The sequence below is a fragment of the Sphingopyxis sp. genome, assembly GCF_035998905.1.
In the GTDB taxonomy this organism is placed as follows: domain Bacteria; phylum Pseudomonadota; class Alphaproteobacteria; order Sphingomonadales; family Sphingomonadaceae; genus Sphingopyxis.
In genome coordinates this window covers 65416-83860 of record NZ_DASYHG010000025.1, presented here as the reverse complement: position 1 = coordinate 83860, position 18445 = coordinate 65416, and the positions used below count along the sequence as shown (strand labels likewise).

General features: G+C 65.7%; 19 protein-coding genes. 4 read left to right on the top strand and 15 right to left on the bottom strand.

The features are described from left to right. Window positions 1-17: 17 nt before the first annotated feature. A complete protein-coding gene (locus VGN62_RS14795; RefSeq protein ID WP_327455208.1) occupies window positions 18-1427 on the bottom strand; it encodes a cytochrome P450 in 1410 nt (469 codons plus the stop codon). Between the two features lie 173 nt (window positions 1428-1600). Here VGN62_RS14795 and VGN62_RS14790 point away from each other — a divergent pair, with 173 nt between their 5' ends. After that, a complete protein-coding gene (locus VGN62_RS14790; RefSeq protein WP_327455206.1) occupies window positions 1601-2569 on the top strand; it encodes a hypothetical protein in 969 nt (322 codons plus the stop codon). Window positions 2570-2573: 4 nt separating this feature from the next. Here the strand turns inward: VGN62_RS14790 and VGN62_RS14785 are convergent, their stop codons facing one another. The 8 genes from VGN62_RS14785 to VGN62_RS14750 all read right to left on the bottom strand — a co-directional run bounded on the left by VGN62_RS14785 (window position 2574) and on the right by VGN62_RS14750 (window position 11612). Then, entirely contained in the window at window positions 2574-3905 is a 1332-nt protein-coding gene (locus VGN62_RS14785; protein ID WP_327455204.1) for a dicarboxylate/amino acid:cation symporter, read from the bottom strand. A 47-nt stretch (window positions 3906-3952) separates the two neighbouring features. Then, window positions 3953-5305, bottom strand: a complete 1353-nt coding sequence (locus VGN62_RS14780; protein ID WP_327455202.1) for a dicarboxylate/amino acid:cation symporter — start codon at window positions 5303-5305, stop codon at window positions 3953-3955. A 74-nt stretch (window positions 5306-5379) separates the two neighbouring features. After that, on the bottom strand, window positions 5380-7164 hold the full coding sequence (locus VGN62_RS14775; RefSeq protein WP_327455200.1) for an SLC13 family permease: 1785 nt from the start codon (window positions 7162-7164) through the stop codon (window positions 5380-5382). Between the two features lies 1 nt (window position 7165). Continuing rightward, window positions 7166-8242 carry a chorismate synthase gene (gene aroC, locus VGN62_RS14770; protein ID WP_327455198.1) on the bottom strand — a complete coding sequence of 359 codons (1077 nt, stop codon included), beginning with the start codon at window positions 8240-8242 and terminating at the stop codon, window positions 7166-7168. Between the two features lie 4 nt (window positions 8243-8246). After that, the gene (locus tag VGN62_RS14765; protein WP_327455196.1) at window positions 8247-8777 is read right to left on the bottom strand and encodes an N-acetyltransferase; all 531 of its coding nucleotides are present in this window, start codon (window positions 8775-8777) and stop codon (window positions 8247-8249) included. Then, a complete protein-coding gene (gene fabI / locus VGN62_RS14760) occupies window positions 8770-9597 on the bottom strand; it encodes an enoyl-ACP reductase FabI (protein WP_327455194.1) in 828 nt (275 codons plus the stop codon). Before fabI ends, VGN62_RS14765 begins: the two co-directional genes overlap by 8 nt. Further along, window positions 9594-10676, bottom strand: a complete 1083-nt coding sequence (locus VGN62_RS14755) for a YihY/virulence factor BrkB family protein (protein ID WP_327455192.1) — start codon at window positions 10674-10676, stop codon at window positions 9594-9596. The genes fabI and VGN62_RS14755 overlap by 4 nt, the downstream gene beginning before the upstream one ends. Window positions 10677-10679: 3 nt before the next feature. After that, window positions 10680-11612 (bottom strand): DnaJ C-terminal domain-containing protein, encoded by a 933-nt coding sequence (locus VGN62_RS14750; RefSeq protein ID WP_327455190.1) that lies wholly within the window; start codon window positions 11610-11612, stop codon window positions 10680-10682. Window positions 11613-11744: 132 nt separating this feature from the next. Between VGN62_RS14750 and pdxH the strand changes: the two genes are divergently transcribed. Together pdxH and VGN62_RS14740 are read left to right on the top strand one after the other, a co-directional pair. After that, a complete protein-coding gene (gene pdxH / locus VGN62_RS14745) occupies window positions 11745-12323 on the top strand; it encodes a pyridoxamine 5'-phosphate oxidase (protein ID WP_327455188.1) in 579 nt (192 codons plus the stop codon). Next, the gene (locus VGN62_RS14740; RefSeq protein WP_327455186.1) at window positions 12320-13141 is read left to right on the top strand and encodes a PhzF family phenazine biosynthesis protein; all 822 of its coding nucleotides are present in this window, start codon (window positions 12320-12322) and stop codon (window positions 13139-13141) included. The genes pdxH and VGN62_RS14740 overlap by 4 nt, the downstream gene beginning before the upstream one ends. Here the strand turns inward: VGN62_RS14740 and VGN62_RS14735 are convergent. Beyond that, window positions 13136-14293: a serine hydrolase gene (locus tag VGN62_RS14735; protein WP_327455184.1), complete on the bottom strand. Its 1158-nt coding sequence runs from the start codon at window positions 14291-14293 to the stop codon at window positions 13136-13138. The genes VGN62_RS14740 and VGN62_RS14735 overlap by 6 nt on opposite strands. On the opposite strand from VGN62_RS14735, the gene VGN62_RS14730 reads away from it, so the two are divergent. Next, entirely contained in the window at window positions 14292-14720 is a 429-nt protein-coding gene (locus VGN62_RS14730; protein WP_327455182.1) for a hypothetical protein, read from the top strand. The two genes, VGN62_RS14735 and VGN62_RS14730, sit on opposite strands and share 2 nt — an antisense overlap. Here VGN62_RS14730 and VGN62_RS14725 read toward each other — a convergent pair. The 5 genes from VGN62_RS14725 to VGN62_RS14705 form a co-directional block, all read right to left on the bottom strand. After that, the gene (locus tag VGN62_RS14725) at window positions 14717-14950 is read right to left on the bottom strand and encodes a hypothetical protein (RefSeq protein WP_327455180.1); all 234 of its coding nucleotides are present in this window, start codon (window positions 14948-14950) and stop codon (window positions 14717-14719) included. The two genes, VGN62_RS14730 and VGN62_RS14725, sit on opposite strands and share 4 nt — an antisense overlap. Before the next feature lie 13 nt (window positions 14951-14963). Then, the gene (locus VGN62_RS14720) at window positions 14964-15740 is read right to left on the bottom strand and encodes an AraC family transcriptional regulator (RefSeq protein WP_327455178.1); all 777 of its coding nucleotides are present in this window, start codon (window positions 15738-15740) and stop codon (window positions 14964-14966) included. A gap of 245 nt (window positions 15741-15985) precedes the next feature. Further along, window positions 15986-16909, bottom strand: a complete 924-nt coding sequence (locus tag VGN62_RS14715; protein WP_327455176.1) for an alpha/beta hydrolase — start codon at window positions 16907-16909, stop codon at window positions 15986-15988. Between the two features lie 272 nt (window positions 16910-17181). Next, on the bottom strand, window positions 17182-18066 hold the full coding sequence (locus VGN62_RS14710) for a pirin family protein (RefSeq protein ID WP_327455174.1): 885 nt from the start codon (window positions 18064-18066) through the stop codon (window positions 17182-17184). Then, on the bottom strand, window positions 18066-18434 hold the full coding sequence (locus VGN62_RS14705) for a cupin domain-containing protein (protein WP_327455172.1): 369 nt from the start codon (window positions 18432-18434) through the stop codon (window positions 18066-18068). Before VGN62_RS14705 ends, VGN62_RS14710 begins: the two co-directional genes overlap by 1 nt. Window positions 18435-18445 lie beyond the last annotated feature (11 nt).

The following is an 18445-nucleotide window of genomic DNA, read 5'->3' as shown; positions in this document are numbered from 1 at the left end:
AGCAGGAGGCGTCGGGCCTAACCCAGCGGGACGAAGCTCACCGTCAGCCCGTCCTTCGGACGCGGGATCGGCAGCACCTGCCATTCGGGCGCGTACCCGTCGGCGACGGTGATGCGATGCGTCGTGATGACATGGTGGAAAAAGATCTTCGCCTGCATGTAGGCGAAGTGCAGCCCGAGGCACATGTGCGCGCCGCCGCCGAAGGGCACCCACGCATATTTGTGCCGCTCGCGCGCGACTTCGGGCGAAAAGCGCATCGGGTCGAACTTGTGGGGTTCGGGCCAATGCTCCTCCATCATATGCGTATAGGCGGGGCTGACACCGACCGAGGTGCCCGCTGGGATGCGGTAGCCGCCATATTCGAAATCCTTGAGCGCGCGGCGCGGGAAGCTCGGCACCGGGGGCACGAGGCGGAGGGCTTCCTTGAACGCCCATTCGGTCATTTCGAGCTGGCCGAGGCTGTTGTGGCCGACGCCCTCGCCCGCGGGGGCCACGGCAAGCATCTCTTCGCGCAGCTTGTCCTGCCATTCGGGGTTACGCGCGAGTTCCCACACCAATGTCGTGATCGAACTGGTGATCGTATCGTGCGCCGCCATCATCAGGAAGTTCATATGGTCGACGATCGCCTCGACCGACATGTAATTGCCGTCATCGTCGCGCGTGCGGCAGATCTGGCTGAACATGTCCTCGCCCGCGCCGTCGCGCCGCTCGGGCACCATCTTGCCGAAATAGTCGACCAGATAGGCGCGGCCCTTCGCGCCGCGGCCCATCGCGGTGAACGGCAAGGGCACGCGCACGACGCCGATCGACGCCTGTACCATGTCGACGAACGCCTTGTTGACCTTGTCCGCCTCGGGACCCCACGGGATACCGAGGAAGCTCGTCGCGGCGAGGTCGAGCGTGAGTTCCTTGATCGCCGGATAGAATTTGAAGGTCTTGCCGCTCCACTGGCCGATGCGATCCCTGATCCCCGCGTTCAGCGAATCGGCATAGTGGCGCATCGGTTCGGGTTTGAACGCGACCGAGAGAATCTTGCGGTCGGCGCGATGTTTTTCGAAATCCATCAGCATCAGGCCGCGCGGGAAAAGCAGGTTGAGCACCGGCCCCCATCCCTGTTCGGACGAGAATATCTTCTCGCGGTCGAACATGACGAGCTCGTTCGCTTCGGGGCCGTGCAGCGCAACGCTGCGCCCGCCGAAGCTGTTGTTGCGATAGACGCGGCCATATTTGGCGACCATGCGGTTCGCGAAGGCGGGATAGTCGCGAAGCTGGTCGAGCGTGTTGCCGAGCACGGGCATGCCGTCCTCGCCGGGGATATGGTCGAGCGCGCTGTCGGCGTTGCGCGGCAGCCAGTGCCGCGTGTCGGGGCCAAAGCGCTTTTCGGACCATTGGCCGGGCGCGGGCTGGATATTCGTCGGCGCGTTCATCGGGTCGAATCCTCATCCATTATCGTTGGCCTCATGGGTAACGAACTACTGACACTGATGCAAGTAACGCATCCGGCGAGCCTTTTCACCATTCACCGCAAATTCAACTCGACTCGTGCAGTTCAATAACCAAGGTGACGGGTCGCATCCGTTGGACCCTAAAGGACAAGGCTATGGCGAAGCGTATCAGGCGGCCCCTCTCCATCGCGCTCGGCGCACTCGCGACGACGATGCTCGGCGGCTGTTATTATGGCGATGTCTATGGCGCGAGCTATGCGTCGGGCGGCGATTGCGCCGCGCGCTATGGCGACGCCTATTATGATTATGACGGCTATGCCTATGACGATGGCTATGGCTACGACTGCTACGATGCGTCGGACTATGGCAGCGGCTTTGCCCAGATCGGCTTCGGCGGCGGCTGGTACGACAATTATTACTACCCCGGTTATGGCATGTGGATGTTCGACAATTACCGGAACCGCTATCCGCTGCGCGACCGCTATCTGAACTATTGGGGCGGGCGCCGCGCGTGGTGGAAACATCATGGCGGGCGCAACGACTGGAAGCCGGGACGTCCCGGCGGATGGAATCGCGGCGACGGCGACGGTCGTCCGGGCGATGGCCGCCCCGGCCGCCCCGGCGGCTGGAACCGCCCCGACCGCGACAATGACGGCCCGCGCGGCACGCGTCCGGGCCGCGGCCCCGGCGATGGCGCGACCGGAACGCCGCCGGTCACCGGCAATCCGGGGCGCCCCGACCGCGGCGACCGTCCGGGTCGCGGCGGCTGGAATCGTGGCGATCGCGACCGCGAGGGACCGCGCGGCACCTGGCCCGGCCGCAATCCGGCCAACCCGGGAACGCCGCCCGCCACGGGCAACCCCGGCCGTCCCGACTGGAGCGGAGGGCGCCCGGGTCGCCCCGATCGCGAACCGGGTGCCGGCCGTTCGCGCCAGATCCGCGATGTGATCGCGCCGCGCGACGGCGGGGCAAACCGCCCCCCGCGCGCCGAACGGCCCGCGCCGGCCTATCGCCCGCCCGCGCCGCAGCCGGCGCCGGTGGTGCGCAGCGCCCCCGAACCGCGGCCAGCTCCGGCAGCGGGACGCGCGCGCAGCGACCGTGGCAACGACGCCCGGCCCGACTAGGATATCAGGCCGGCGGCGCCGCTTTCGCCGCCGGCGCATCCTTCAGCCCCGCCGACACGACGGTCGCGGCGACAAGGTCGCCGATGACGTTGAGCGTCGTGCGGCACATGTCGAGGAAGCGGTCGACGCCGAGGATCAGCCCGATCCCTTCGGGCGGCACCCCCACCGAAGCGAGAATCAACGCGATCACCGGCAGTGATCCCGCAGGCACGCCCGCCGTGCCGATCCCGCCCAATATGCACACGAGCATCACGACGATCTGTTGCTGAAGCGTCAGGTCGATTCCGAAGAATTGCGCGAGGAAGATCACCGTCACCCCCTCGAACATCGCGGTGCCATTCTGGTTTGCCGTCGCACCGATGGTGAGCACGAAGCGCGCGACCTTGTCGGGCAGGCGCAGCCGGTCGTGCGCGACGCGGAGCGCCGTGGGCAACGTCGCGTTCGACGAGGCAGTCGCGAACGCCATGACGAAGGCCTCTTGCGTCTGGTGAAAGAAGGCAGCGGGCGATTTCCCCGCAAGCGCCTTCAGCAGCACCGGGAAGACGACGAACATCTGGAGCGCGAGCGCGAGCAGGACCACGCCGACGAAGGCCGACAGGCGGATGATCAGGTCCCAGCCGAACTGCGCGGCAAGGTTGAACATGAAACAGAAGACCGCGATCGGCGCGAGCTGGATGACGAGGCCGATCAGCTTCATCACCACCTCGAACACCCCTTCGACCACAGTCTTCAAGGCCTCGGTCTGCGGCGTGCGCACGAGCATCAGCCCGATGCCGAAGAAAAGCGCGAAGAACATCACCGCGAGCACGTCGTTCGCACCCATCGCGGCGAAGACATTGTCGGGGACGATCGCAACGACCGCGTCCATCCCCGTCTTCGCCTCGCCCGCACGATCGGCGATCGCCTGCGCGCCCGCCGCGCCCTCGGCCATCAGCGACCGTGCCAGCGCCGGATCGACCCCGGCGCCCGGCTGGAGCAGATTGACGAGGACGAGGCTGATGACGACCGAGATCGCCGAAACGATTACGGTGTAGACGAGCGTGCGGACGCCGACCGTTTTCAGCGCGCGCATCTCGCCCATTTCGGCGACCCCGACGATCAGCGCCGACACGAGCAGCGGGATGACGAGCATGAACAGGAGGCGCAGGAAAATCTGCCCGAGCGGCCCAGTCACATAGGTCGTCACCGTTCCGACCCAGGCCGCATCGGGCGCGCCATAATGGACGGCAAGCCCGATGATCAGCCCGGCAAGAAAGCCCGCGAGCATCCGCCATCGCAGCCGCCGGGCGCGGGCTTCATCCCGCGCCGCCCGATCGATTGCCGCTGCTTCGGCCATGGTCAGCTCCTTGCTCGCCCCCATGGGAGCGGCCCGAAGCTCGCGCGTTACGCGTTGTCGGCCGCCGGCTTATTTTCCCCTGCGTCATCTGTATCACGAAGATCGAGCCCGCGGGTTCCATGATGCGGTGTATGCGACGGTGCATGCGGCCGTTCGAGATCGGCGGGTTCGGGCACTTCGAGCATGCCCTCCCACTTCGTGATCACGCTCGTCGCCACGGCATTGCCGACGACATTGGTCGCGGTGCGGCCCATGTCGAGGAACTGGTCGATGGCGAAGATCAGCGCGACACCCTCGACCGGCAGGTCGAACATCGCGAGCGTCGCGGTGATCACGACGAGGCTGGCGCGCGGCACCGCGGCAATCCCCTTCGACGAAACCATCAAGGTCAGCAGGATCAGGATCTGCTGCGTGATCGACAGCTCGATCCCGTACGCCTGCGCGATGAAGATCGTCGCGAAGCTCGCATACATCATCGATCCGTCAAGATTGAAGCTGTAGCCGAGCGGCAGCACGAAGCCCGAAATACGGCGCGGCACGCCGAAACGGTCGAGCTGTTCGAACAGCTTGGGCATCGCCGCCTCCGACGAGGCGGTCGAAAAAGCGATCAGCAGCGGCTGGCGGATATAGCGGATCAGCGAGAATATCCGGCGACCGAGGAAGATCGCGCCGGCGCCGAGCAGGATGACCCACAGCACGACGAGCGAGAGATAGAATTCGGTGACCAGCTCGGCATAGGTGCCGAGGATGCCGAGACCATATTTGGCGACGACGCCGGCCAACGCGCCGAACACCGCGATCGGCGCAAGGCGCATCACATAGCCGGTGATCTGAAGCATCAGTTCGGCGAGCGACTCGGCGCCGCGCAGCAGCGGCTTGCCCTTTTCGCCGATGGCGGTGAGGCCGACCCCCGCGAACAGTGCGAAAACGAGAATCTGGAGGACGTTGTTGTCCGCCATCGCCTGAAAGATATTCTTCGGGAAGACATGCTCGACAAACTCGAACAGGTCGAGCTTCTTGACCTCGCCGACCTCGGCGATCGAGTGCGCCCCGACGGTGAGGTTAAGCCCTGCGCCGGGCTGGAAAAAATTGACCATGATCAGGCCAAGGCTGATCGAAATCAGGCTGGCGAGGATGAACCAGGCGATCGCGCGGGTTCCGATGCGGCCGAGCGCCGAGCTGTCGCCCATATGCCCGATGCCCGCGACCAGCGTGCCCAGAATGAGCGGCGCAACGACCAGTTTGATCAGGTTGAGAAAGATCGTCGAAAGCGTGCTGAAGCTGCGTAGCCAGTAAGTGAAAGCTTCGCTGTCGGCGGGGACATATACCCGCACCAGATAGCCGGTGACGACCCCCAGGATCATCCCGATCAGAATATACAACGTCAGGCGGTGCCCCATAATTTACTCCCTGTTCCGCCTTGGGCGGATCCATATGCCAGCGGGGGTAACAGGGTGATGCGCCGCGGGCAATCTCAGGTCAGGAAAAACACGATCGCGAAGCAGGTCGACACCCCCGTGATGATGTTGAGCGGCACCCCGATCTTCACGAAATCGACAAAGCGGTAGTCGCCAGCGGCATAGACGATCGTGTTCGTCTGATAGCCGATCGGCGTCGCGAAGCAGGCCGACGCGCCGATCATTAGCGCGATCACGAGCGGACGCGGATCGACGCCGAGTTCGGAAGCAATCGCCAGCGTTACCGGCGTCATCAGCGCCGCGACCGCATTGTTGCTGAGCAGCTCGGAGAGGATCAGCGCAAAGAAATAGATACCGAACACCAGAACCCACATCGGCTGGCCGGCAAGCGAAGGCTTGACCCAGCCGACCATCATCGCGACCGCGCCGCTCTGTTCGAGCGCAAGCCCGACGGCGAGCATCGCGAAGATCAGGATCAGCACGTCGCCGTCGATCGTTCCCCACGCCTCTTCGCTGTCGATGCAACGCGTGACCAGAATGACCCCGATCGCGATGATCGCGGCGACGCCGATCGACATCACATCGAACGCGGCGAGCGTCACGACACCGAACATGCACAATATCGCAATCCACGCCTTGCGGCGGCGGAAAGCGCGGACCTTGGCGAGGTCCGCGCCGATCAGGTGCGGATTGTCGCGCAGCGCCTCGACCTCGCGCGGGCCGCCGGCGACGAGCAGGCGGTCGGCAGGCCGGATACGGACGCTGGCAAGGTCAGGGCCGGGTTCGTGCGCCGGCCGGTCGAGTCCGATGATGCGCGCGCGCACCTTTTGCAGGAAAGGAATGTCGATCAGCCGCTGGCCGATCGCCGGATGGTTCGACGCGATCATCGTTTCGACGACCATGTCGCCCTCGGCGGGCTCGCCGCTGCCGATCCCGAGGCCGAAGCGCCCCTGTTCGCGCCAGGTCATCAAGGTTGCGCCATCGACGCGCAGGATAACGCGGTCGCCCGCGGCAAGCGTCCAATGTTCGAGGTCGCTGCCATGGACGACAACCGACCCGCGCCGCACACCCACGATCCGTGCCGAACGCGGCAAGTCGCGGAACGCCTCGGTGGTCATGCCGACCAGATCGTCGTCCTCGGCCAGCACCAGCTCGGTCAGATATTGATGCGCATCGTGGGTGCCCGCCGGACCTTTGACCGGCTTGTCCGAAGGCAGCAGCCACCACATCAACACAAGGCCGATCATGCCCGACGCCGCCGTGACAAGGCCGATCGGTGTGATCTCGAAGATGCCGAAGCGCTCCATCCCCGCCTGTCGCACGATGCCGTCGACGACGAGGTTGGTCGATGTCCCGATCAGCGTCAGCGTGCCACCGAGCACCGCCACGATCGAGAGCGGCATCAGCAATTTCTTCGCGCTGACCCCGGTGACCTCGGCGAGCTTCATCATGATCGGGATCAGCACGACGACGACCGGGGTGTTGTTGAGAAAGGCCGAGGCGACGAGCGCGCCGACGAGCACTTCGACGATGGCAAGCCGCGGATGTTTCTCCGCCCGCTTCATGATCGCGTCGGCGACACGCTGGATCACGCCGGTGCGGATCAGCGCGCCCGACAGCACGAACATCGCGCCGATGACGATCGGTGCCGAGTTCGAGAAGACCGAATACATGCCGTCGGCATCAAGGATACCGAGCGCGAGATAGGTGCACGCCCCGAGGATCGCGATGACCGTCGCGGGCAGCCGTTCGAGCAGAAAGCCGACGAACATCGCGGCGAGAATGATCAGCGACAGGACGGCCTGATGGGACTCGATGAAAGCTCGGACCGCTTCGACCATGTCAGCCGTTCTGCGCCCTGTGCAGCAATTTATGGTCGGCAAGGACAAGCGCCATCATCGCCTCGACCACCGGCGCGCCGCGAATACCCACGCACGGGTCGTGGCGGCCCTTGGTGACGATGTCGGTCGCCTCGCCCGCCTTGTTGACCGTCGGCACGGGGGTGAGGATCGAGCTCGTGGGTTTGAACGCGACGCGCACGACGACGGGCTGGCCGGTCGAGATGCCGCCCGCGATGCCGCCGGCATTGTTCGACAGGAAATCGGGGCGATTGCTGCCGTCGGCGGCAGGGCGCATCGGGTCGGCATTCTCTTCGCCACGCAGGCGCGCGGCGTTGAAACCCGCGCCGATCTCGACCCCCTTCACCGCGTTGATACCCATCATCGCGGCGGCGAGGTCGCTGTCGAGCTTGGCATAGATCGGCGCGCCCCAACCCGCGGGGACACCGCTCGCGGCGCATTCGATCACCGCGCCCAGTGAACTGCCCGACTTGCGCGCGGCATCCATCAGTCCTTCCCAGCGCTGCGCCGCGGCGGGATCGGGACAGAAGAAGGGATTGCGATCAATTTCGTCGAGGTCGAAGTTCGCCGGATCGATCGCATCGCCGCCGATTTCGGCGACCCAGGCATGGATCTGTACTTCGGGAATCACCAGCCGCGCGACGCCGCCCGCAGCAACGCGCGCCGCGGTCTCGCGCGCGCTCGACCGGCCGCCGCCGCGATAGTCGCGGATGCCGTATTTGGCGTCATAGGCATAGTCGGCGTGGCCGGGGCGATAGGCCTGCGCGATCTCGCCATAATCCTTCGATCGCTGGTCGACATTCTCGATCATCAGGCTGATCGGTGTGCCCGTCGTCTTGCCTTCAAAGGTGCCCGACAGGATCCGCACCTGGTCGGGTTCCTGCCGCTGCGTCGTGTGGCGCGACTGGCCGGGGCGGCGCTTGTCGAGGAAAGGCTGGATATCGGCCTCGGAAAGCGACAGGCGCGGCGGACAGCCATCGACGACGGCGCCGAGCGCGGGGCCGTGGCTTTCGCCCCACGTCGTGAAACGAAGAACGCGTCCGAAGCTGTTGAAACTCATTGCCCTATCCCATCCGGCCAAATGCGGGAGCATAATCCGCGCGTCCGCCTAGCGGCCAAGGCGCGCCCGAGTCCAGCATCATCGCCATGAAATGCGGCCCCGCAAAGGGCGACGCGAAGCGCGCGGCGAGATCGGGCGAATAGCGGAAGCGCGGGTAATAGGCCTCGTGCCCGAGGACGAAACCGATCGCCACGCCTTGGTCGCGCAAGGCATCGAGTCCGGCGCGGATCAGCGCATCGCCAATCCCCTGCCCCTGGCTGGCAGGTACGACCGAGACGGGCGCGAGGCCCGCGCCCGGAAGCGCGGCGCCGTCGGCTTCGACGTCCATCCGGCTGAACAGCACATGCCCGACGACGGCGCCGCCCTGTTCGGCGACGAGCGAGACCAGCGCATCGCCGTCCGCTTCGATCATGCGGACCAGTTCGGCCTCGCCCTGATGACCGAAGTCCGTCCCGGCGAAGGCCGCGCGAATGACGCCGTCGATCGCCTCCGCATCCGCCGCCGTCGCGGGGCGGATGACGAGGGCATCAGACAAGCGAGATGTCCGGGGCGTCTTCCTGTTTCATGCCGACAGTGTGATAGCCGGCATCGACATGGTGCGTTTCGCCGGTGACGCCGCTCGACAGGTCGCTGAGCAGATAGAGCGCCGAGCCGCCGACATCGTCGATCGTGACGTTACGGCGCAGCGGCGCATTATGCTCGTTCCATTTGAGGATCAGGCGGAAATCGCCGATGCCCGACGCGGCGAGCGTCTTGATCGGGCCGGCCGAGATCGCGTTCACGCGCACCCCCTGCGGACCATAGTCGTTGGCGAGATATTTGACGCTCGTTTCGAGCGCCGACTTGGCGACCCCCATGACGTTATAGTGGGGTATCACCTTCTCGGCGCCATAATAGCTCAACGTCAGCAGCGAGCCGCCGCCGTTGCCCGTCTCGGGATCGAACGGCGTCATCATCGCCGCCGCGCGCTTGGCGACTGCGGTGAAGCTGTAGACGCTGATGTTCATCGTCATCAGGAAGTCGTCGAGCGTGACATCGGCATAATGGCCGCGCAGCGCTTCCTTGTTCGTATAGCCGATCGCGTGGACGACGAAATCGATCGTCGGCCAGCGCGCCGAAAGCGTCGTGAACGCAGCATCGAGATTGTCCATGTCGGCGACATCGCAATCGATCAGGAAATCGCAGCCAAGTTCGTCGGCGAGCGGCTTCACCCGCTTCAGCATCACATCGCCCTGATATGAAATCGCGAGTTCGGCGCCATGCGCGTGGAGCGCCTTGGCAATGCCCCACGCAAGCGACTTGTCGTTCGCGAGGCCCATGATCAACCCGCGCTTGCCCTTCATCAGACCCGTCATTTTTTGTCTCCAGCCCCTTTGGCTTCAAACTTTACATCGTCGACGCGCCCAATAGCGTCGTGGCCCAAATCCTCAACCTCTACCAAAGCGGCATTGAGTTCGGCGCCCATCACCATACCCAATCCGACGAGGTAGAAAAAGAAGAGCGCGACCATGACACCCGCGAGGCTGCCGTAGGTTGCGTCGTAGGAGAGCAGGCTGGCGAGCAGCGGCGGCAGCGCGAGCGTGACCGCGATCCACCACAAGGTCGTGAACAGCGCGCCCGGCCATTTGGGAAACTGCCGCCGCCGGTATTTCGACGGCGTCAGGCTGTAGAACAGCATGTAGATCGCGAGGAACAGGCCGAAACCCGACACGCCGCGCGAGATCGCAACGACGCCGACCGACTGATATTGTTCGGGCAGCACGCGCGTGACGAACTGTTCGATGCCGACGATCAGCACCTGCATGCTGAACGACAGCAGCATGAGCACGACCGCGCCGGTGATGATGCCGATCGACAGCAGCCGGTAGTGGAAAAAACCCTTGCTGAAATGCGTGCCATAGGCGCGGCGAAGGATGTCGCGTACTGTCTCGATCAGGCTGCCGACGGTCCACAGCGCGACGAGCGCGCCGAGCCACAGGAAAATGCCCGTGCGCGCGGTCATCACCTCGCGGATCGGCCCCGACAGCGCTTTGGCGACCGTCGGCGGCATCGTCGAGAAAACCGCCTCGATCGCCGCTTCGCCGCCGCTGCTTCCGCCGAAAAGCGACAGCGCCGCGGCAAGCAGGATGAAGAAGGGGAAGAGCGCGATCAGCGCCAGATAGGCGAGGTTGCCGGCGTGGATGAAGCCGTCGGTGTAAGTGCCGACGACGACGCGGCGGGCAATGCGGTACGCGCGCGTCCCCGGCCCGAGCTGTTCGCGGCTGCGGTCGATAATTCCCTGCGCCCGCGCGCGCAGCTTGACGCGCTTCGCGCGCTCGGCGCGCGCCTCGGGCGAGTGCGGCGAATGCCCTTCGGCCAGAAATTCCTTGCCGACCTCGTCGGCGACCTCGCGCTCGAGCGCGGCGACGATCTTTTTCTCGCTGGCGTCAGCCACGCATCACACGCCAAGCTCCGCCCGCACGGCGCGGTCGTCGGTCCATTCGCTGAGCAGCGTCACCAGTGCATCGTCGTCGGCGGGCAGGTCGACCATCAGCCGCACGAGCTGGTCGCCGCGGCCGCCGCCTTTCTGGCTGAATCCCTTGCCCTTGAGGCGCATCACCTTGCCCGACGACGATCCCGCGGGGATCGACAGCATCACCGGCCCGTCGACAGTCGGCACCTTGACCTTCGCGCCCTTGACCGCCTCGTTGAGCGTCACCGGCAGGTCGAGACGGATGTTCGCGCCGTCGCGCTCGTAAAAGGGGTGATCCTTGACCGTGATCGTCACGATGCCGTCGCCATTGCCGCCCGGCCCCGGCTGACCTTTGCCGGAAAGGCGCATCTGCGTACCGGTTTCGACCCCGGCGGGCAGTTTCAGGTCGATCGTGCCGCCGTCGGCCAGTGTGATCCGCTGCGGCGCCTGCGTCGCGGCGTCGATGAAGGATACCGACAGGCGATAGGCGACATTCGCGCCCTTTTGCGGCGGCGCGCTGCGCCCGCCAAAGCCGCCGAACGGGCCGCCGCCACCGCCGCCGCCGCGACCGAACAGCCCCTCGAAAATGTCGCCGAAATCGGCGCTTTCGTTTCCGAAGCCGCTGAAACCGCCGGGTCCGGTGCGCTGGTCGCCGCGGAATCCGCCGCCACCGCCATAGCCGAACGGCATGGCAGGATTGCCCTCGCCGTCGATCTCGCCGCGATCGAACTGCGCGCGCTTCGTCTTGTCGGACAAGATGTCATACGCCTTGGTGACGTCGGAGAATTTCTCCGACGCCTTCGGATTGTCCTTGTTCTTGTCGGGGTGCAGTTCCTTGGCGAGCTTGCGATAGGCGGACTTGATCTCCGCTTCGCTTGCACTCTTCGCAACGCCCAGGGTGGAATAGGGATCGGCCATCATGCTCCTGTAGCCCGATAAGTGACTGGCCGTGAAGGCCCGATTGCGCGTCGATGTGGGAATGCGCCGCAAGAGATCAAGTTTCGCATATGCCGCTCGACCATGCGCGCGCGGCACATTATGACCGCGCGCATGACGGACGATCCCTTTGCCCTGTTCAACAGCTGGTTCGCCGAAGCGCGGACGAGCGAACCCAACGACTCCAATGCGATGGCGCTCGCGACGACGACGCCCGACGGCCGTCCGTCGCTGCGCATGGTGCTGCTGAAAGGGCATGGGCCCGACGGTTTCATCTTCTACACCAATCTTGACAGCCGCAAGGGCGGCGAGCTGGCGGCGAACCCGTATGTCGCGCTGCTGTTTCACTGGAAATCACTGCGGCGGCAGATCCGCATCGAGGGCGCGGTGACGCCGGTCGACGACGCCGTCGCCGACGCCTATTTCGCGACGCGCAGCCGCGACAGCCAGCTCGGCGCGTGGGCGAGCGACCAGTCGCGCCCGCTCGACAGCCGCAAGACGTTCGAGACGCGCTTCGAAGAGATGCAGGCACGGTTCGACGGACAGGACGTGCCGCGCCCGCCGCGCTGGTCGGGCTGGCGCGTGACGCCGACCGCCATCGAATTCTGGCAGGACCGCGCGCACCGGCTGCACGAGCGCACACGCTTCGTGCGATCCGGCGACGGATGGACCAGCGGATTGCTCTATCCATGAGCGCGCCGCGCCGCCTTCCGATCAGCCAGGTCGACGCCTTTGCCGACCGCCCGTTCACCGGCAACCCCGCTGCGGTCATGCCGCTCGACGAATGGCTTCCCGATGCGGTGCTGCAGGCGATCGCGGCCGAGAATAATCTGGCCGAAACCGCCTTCCTGATCCCCGACGAGAGCGGCGAGGCCGATTATGAGCTGCGCTGGTTCACGCCCGGGGTGGAGGTCGCGCTGTGCGGCCACGCGACGCTCGCGAGCGGGCATGTGCTGCTCTCGGCCGCCCAGTGGCGCAACGACATGACGTTCCGCACGCGCAAGGCGGGCATCCTGCGCGTCGCGCGCAACGGCGAGGACGAAGGCTACAGGATGGCGCTGCCCGCGTACCCGCCCGCGGCGAAGGCGATGCCCGATATCGTTCGCGCGATGGGCGGCGATGTCGTCGAAACTTTGTGGCACGAGGGCGGCTATGCGTTGATCGTCTACCCCGACGCGGCAAGCGTCCGCGCGCTCGAACCCGACCTGCGCGCGCTCAAGAAGGGCGGCGACATATTATATATCGCAACCGCGCCGGGCGCGGGCGACCCATCGGGGGCCGACGTCGTCAGCCGCGCCTTCGCGCCCGGCGCCGGGATCGACGAGGATCCGGTGACGGGATCGGCGCACAGCGTGCTGACGCCCTATTGGACGACACGGCTGGGGCGCGACCGGTTCGCCGCCTATCAGGCGAGCGCGCGCGGCGGCCATGTCGGCTGCCGCCTCGACGGCGGCATGGTCGAACTCACGGGGACCTGCGTCACGACGCTGGTCGGCGATTTCCTGCTATAGCGCTTCGGTCAGGTCGGCGAGATGGCGGCGCAAGGCCGGGAACTGCTCGTCGGTCGTCACGCCGAGCCGCACGATCGTCAGCCGCTGCGACGGCGAGACGATGATATATTGCCCCTGATGGCCGATGCAGGCGAACAGGTCGTTGGGGCCACGGTCGGGCCATAGCGCCGGGGTCACCCCCGCGGGGCGCTTGCGATTGAGCCAGATATGCCCGCCATAGCCCCCGTCATTCTTCGACGGGGTGAGCATGAAACGCATCCAGGTTTCGGGGAGCAGCCGCTGGCCGTTCACGACGCCATGGTTGCGCAGGAATTCACCGAACTTCGCATAGTCGCGCGCGGTCGCGTGCATGATCGACCCGCCGATCATCGTGCCGCGCGCGTCATATTCGGGCGTCAGGCTGGTCATTCCCAGTGGCTCGACCAGCCGCCCGCCGATGAAGTCGCGCATCGCGTCGCGGCGCGCGTCGGGGTTCTGCGACGGGGTCAGCGTGTCGGCGATGATGTCGGCGAGGATGACGCTGGTCGCCGAGCTGTAGTTGAACACCTCGTCTGGCTGCGCCGCTGCGGGCTTCGCTTCGGCAAAACCGGCCATGTCGCCCGCGCCGCCGCCGAACAGCATCGCGACCGTATCGCCCTGCCAGACCGGATCGCCGGTCTCGACATGCTCGAGCCCCGACGACATGTGGAGCAGGCTGCGGAGCGTGATCGCACCGCGCGGATCGCCGCTGCGCTGCCACGCATCGACCGGCGCCGGACCGTCGAGCGACAATTGCCCGTCGGCGACGAGGAAGCCGGTGAGCACCGCGGTGATGCTTTTTGCCATCGACCAGCTGATGAGTTTCGATTCGGGGCCGAACCCGGCGGCATAGCGTTCGTAGATCGGCTCGCCGTCGCGCAGCACATAGAGCGCGCGCGTCTGTCCGACATCGTCGGCGTCGGTGAAGAGCGCGTCGGCGCGCGCGCGGACCGCGGCGGGCAAGGCAGGAAGCGGCTGCGGCGCATCGACCGCGGCGACGCCGTCGAGCGACGCGCCGAATTTCGGCGCCGGCGAGGCGGGCGCCAAATTGCCCTGCCCCGCCGCCTGGCTCAGCGACCAGACGCCGAGCGTCGCGAGCGCCACACTTGCCAGAAGCCGTTTTTTCGTGATCATGGCGCGGGTGAATAACATCAATCCGACCGGGCCGACAACGGGCGAGACGCCGCCACACGCCGCGCCGCCGCCCGCCGACCCGACCCCCGCTGCGAGGCCCAGGAAGGCGAGCCGCTGGGGCGGCTGCCTGCCATGGGCGATCGGGCTCGCCGTACTGCTTGCGGTCTTCGCGATCTGGAAATTCCCGTCGTTCAAGGCGCAGGCCGAACTGGGGTCGGCCTATGCTGCGCGCGTCGGCTGTTCGTGCCGCTATGTCCAGGGCCGCAGCCTCGAAAGCTGCCAAAGCGATTTCGAACCCGGCATGGACATGGTTTCGCTGAGCGAAGACCCCGCAACGAAGACGGTCACCGGCAGCGTCCCGCTGCTCGCGTCGCGCAGCGCGCGCTACGCGGGCGCCAGCGGCTGCCTGCTACGCCCCGACAATTAACGCCGGAAACGAAGCGCGACGAGCGCAAGCGCCGCGGGCGCACCGAAGACAAGCAGCCCGATCGCCGCCTCCTCCGCCCAGCCATAACCGGCATGGAGCACGCCGACGAGCAGGTTGCCGATCGACACCGCCAGCCACAGAACGAGGAACAGCCGCGTCGCCCGTGCACCGTCCCGAATCGCAAGGCGCAGCGCGATCAACAACGCCAATCCGGCGAGAAGCATCATCATCGTGTGCGACATCCTATCCCGCGCCCTCCATGATCAGGGTCGCCGATCGATGGCGCCGCCGCCACTCGCCGGGCGACATGCCGAGCTTGCGGCGAAAGATCGCGCAAAGATGGGCATGGCTGGAAAAGCCGGTCGCGAAGGCAATTTCGGCGATTGTCAGCGGCCGGTTCATCAGGAACCAGCAGGCGTGACGCAGCCGCTGGCGCAGCACATATTGCGCCGGCGTGCGCCCGGTAGCGCGCGTGAAGTGGACGATCAGGCTGTTCACCGACATGCCGACTTCGGCCGCCATATCCTCCACGGTCAACGGCAGTTCGAGCTGCGTCTGGATGAACGCCATCAGGTCGTTGATGCGCTGAACGATGGCGGGAGAGTCGGGGCGGCCGGCCATCGCCGCGAGCGTCTCGTCAAGGATCGCCAGTAGCGGGCCGGCCGCCGCTGCATCGCCCGCGAGCAGCGCGCGAACCAGCGCCGCGAGCGCCATGTCGTGATGCGCCGCCAGCGCGCGCGTGCCCGGCGCGACCGTCAGCATCGCCGCCGGGATTTCGACCTCGATCGTGCGAACCGCGCCCCCCTTTGCCGCGGCGCGATAACGACGGCCCGCCGGCACCAGCCACATTTCGCCGGGCAGCGGATCGCCGAGCGACGTCCGTTGATCGTCCTGCCAGGTTTCGAGCCAATGATAGCTTCCCGCCTCATAGAGGATCAGCGCATGGACATCGCGTTCGATCGTCCAGCTCGACGGGCCATCGATCCGGTCAACGATCGAGGCGACCCTGAGTCCTCCCACTTCCATTACTTGAGTATGGCAAGAATGGGAAAATGTGAAAGCCTGCTATATTTGCCAATTCTATGGTTAAATCGCGCCAACCAATACTTCGCCTGACTTGCTCAGCCGGAGGAAAAACGAGCGTCAACAAGATCCTTTCGCGTGCCCCAGACACGTCGATACAGACCCCCCCCAGGCGGGCGACACCCTTGTCGCCCGCCGCCTTTTTAGGGTCCTGACCCTAAGGGCGAATACAGGGCCTTGTTTCAGGTCGCGGCGAGGAACTCGTCCATCGCCAGATTGACCGCGTCGGGTGCGTCCCACGGCACGAAATGACCGCAGTCGGGCACCTCGACAATCGTCACTTCGGGGACAAGCTCTTCCATCCCGTCGAGATTGCACGGCGGCAGCGCGACATCGTCGAGCGCCCAGATGACGAGCGTCGGGATGTTGAGCTTCGGGAACGGGACCGCCGGGGGTTCGGCATAGGGTGCGTCCATCGCGGGCACGTCGATCGTCGAACCGCGATACCAGTTGATCATCGCGCGGCAGGTGTCGCGATCCTCCCAATCCTTGAGCAGCCGGCCGATCTCGTCGGCGGGCTGGAGGCCGCCACTCGGCACGCGCCCTTCAAAGGCATGGGCGAGGATGCCCGCAATGCCATGTTCTTCGATGATCGCATCGCTCGCGGGGTCGCGAAAGGTGCGGATATACTGGCTCGCGGCGCGCTGGTCGGCGTTGACCGCGAGCAGCCGCTGGAAGATGCCGGGATGCGGCGCGTTGGCGATGACGGCGCGGGTCACGCGGCCCGCCCAGGCCGGGTGCAGCCCGCCCGGCTGGCCGCCAAGCGCAACGCCCCACGCGATCGCGCCGCCCCAGTCGTGCCCGACGACCGTGAATTCACCGACGCCGAGCGCATCGGCGAGCGCGAAGATGTCGGCGATCAGCTTGTCGGGTGTGTAGGATTCGACGTCCTGCGGCTTCGACGAGCCGCGATAGCCGCGCTGGTCGGGGGCGATGCAGCGGAAGCGCGTCGCGAAATGCGGCAATTGATGGCGCCAGGTACGGTGCGATTCGGGAAAGCCGTGGAGGAACATCAGAACCGGCGCGTCGCGCGGCCCCATATCGACGACGTCGAGCTCGACCCCGGTTGAAAGCTTTACACGCTGCTGCTCGAAATCGCCGATCATCGACACCGCTCCTTTGGTTTCTTTTCAAAACCAATCTGGCGGGGATCGATGCGGCTGGCAAGCTGCAACACATGGCGGGGTATCGGGCGATGGAAATCGGAGATTCGAACTGTCGGTTTGGGGGTGGGGAGCTGCCATACCCAATATTCGTCATCCCCGCGAAAGCGGGGACCCGGAGCGTACGTAAGCTGATCCCACACTGGGTTCCCGCTTTCGCGGGAATGACGAAGTTATAAGAACCGAAACGTCAACTTCCGGTCGCAACCTGCCCTTCAGGGATAGCTCACCGTCTTCGGCATTCCGGGAAGCGGGATGAATTCTTTGCTGTCGCCGGGGACGAGCGGGAATTTGCGCTCTTTCCACTCCTGCTTCGCGTCGTTGATGCGGTCGCGGCTGGAGCTCACGAAATTCCACCACAGATGGCGCGGCGTGCTGAACGCCTCGCCGCCCAGCAGCATGACGCGCGCATCGCTTTCGGCGCGCAGCGTCATCGCCTGTCCGGGTTTCAGGATATAGAGGCTGTACCGGTCGAGCGCCTCGCCATCGAGGCTCGCATCGCCGAGCGCGACAAGCACCGCGCGTTCGTCCGCCTCGGCATCGATCGGGATCGTCGCCCCGGCGTTCATCAAGATATCGGCATAGATGGTCGCGCTGTGCTGCGTCGTCGGCGCGGTCGCGCCCCACAAGCTGCCCATGATCACCCGCGCCGAAACATGGCCGTCCTCGACGAGCGGCAGATCGCCCGCCGCGACATGTTCGAAAGCAGGGTCGATCTCTTCCTTGCCGTCGGGCAGCGCGAGCCAGGTCTGCATCCCCGAAATGCCCGATCCGGTCGCGCGCTCGCCCTGCGGCGTGCGCTCCGAATGGACGATGCCGCGTCCGGCGGTCATCAGGTTGCACGCGCCCGGGCGGATCGTCGCATAGGTGCCAAGGCTGTCGCGATGGTCGATCGCGCCTTCGAACAAATAGGTCAGCGTCGACAGGTTGATATGCGGGTGCGGACGCACGTCCATGCCCTGCCCGATGTCGAAATGCGCGGGGCCGAACTGGTCGACGAAGATGAAGGGACCAACCATCGTGCGTTCCTTGTTGGGCAAGGTACGCCGCACGTCGAACGCGCCGATATCGTGGGTCGAAGGGGTGATGACGGTAAACATCAGCCGAGCCTTTCCAGTGTCTTTCGGGTCTTTTCGGTTTCGACATTGCCCGTGTTGCGCGTCGTGCCGGGTTCGAGCAGGACGACATGACATTCGCCGTCCAGCGCTTCGGGGCAATGTTCGACGCCGTGCGGGACGATGATGAACTCGCCGGGCCCGACGATCTCGTCGCGGTCGCGAAACGCCATCTTCATCCGGCCGGCGACGACGAGGAAAAGCTCATCCTCGACATCATGGTGATGCCAGTCGAATTTGCCGTCGAGCTTGACCAGCTTGACCTGAAAATCATTGATGTCGCCCGCGACGCGCGGGTTCCAGTGATCGTGGATGGTCGCGAAAGCTTCGGCGAGGTTCACCTTGGTCGTCATGTCAGTCCTCT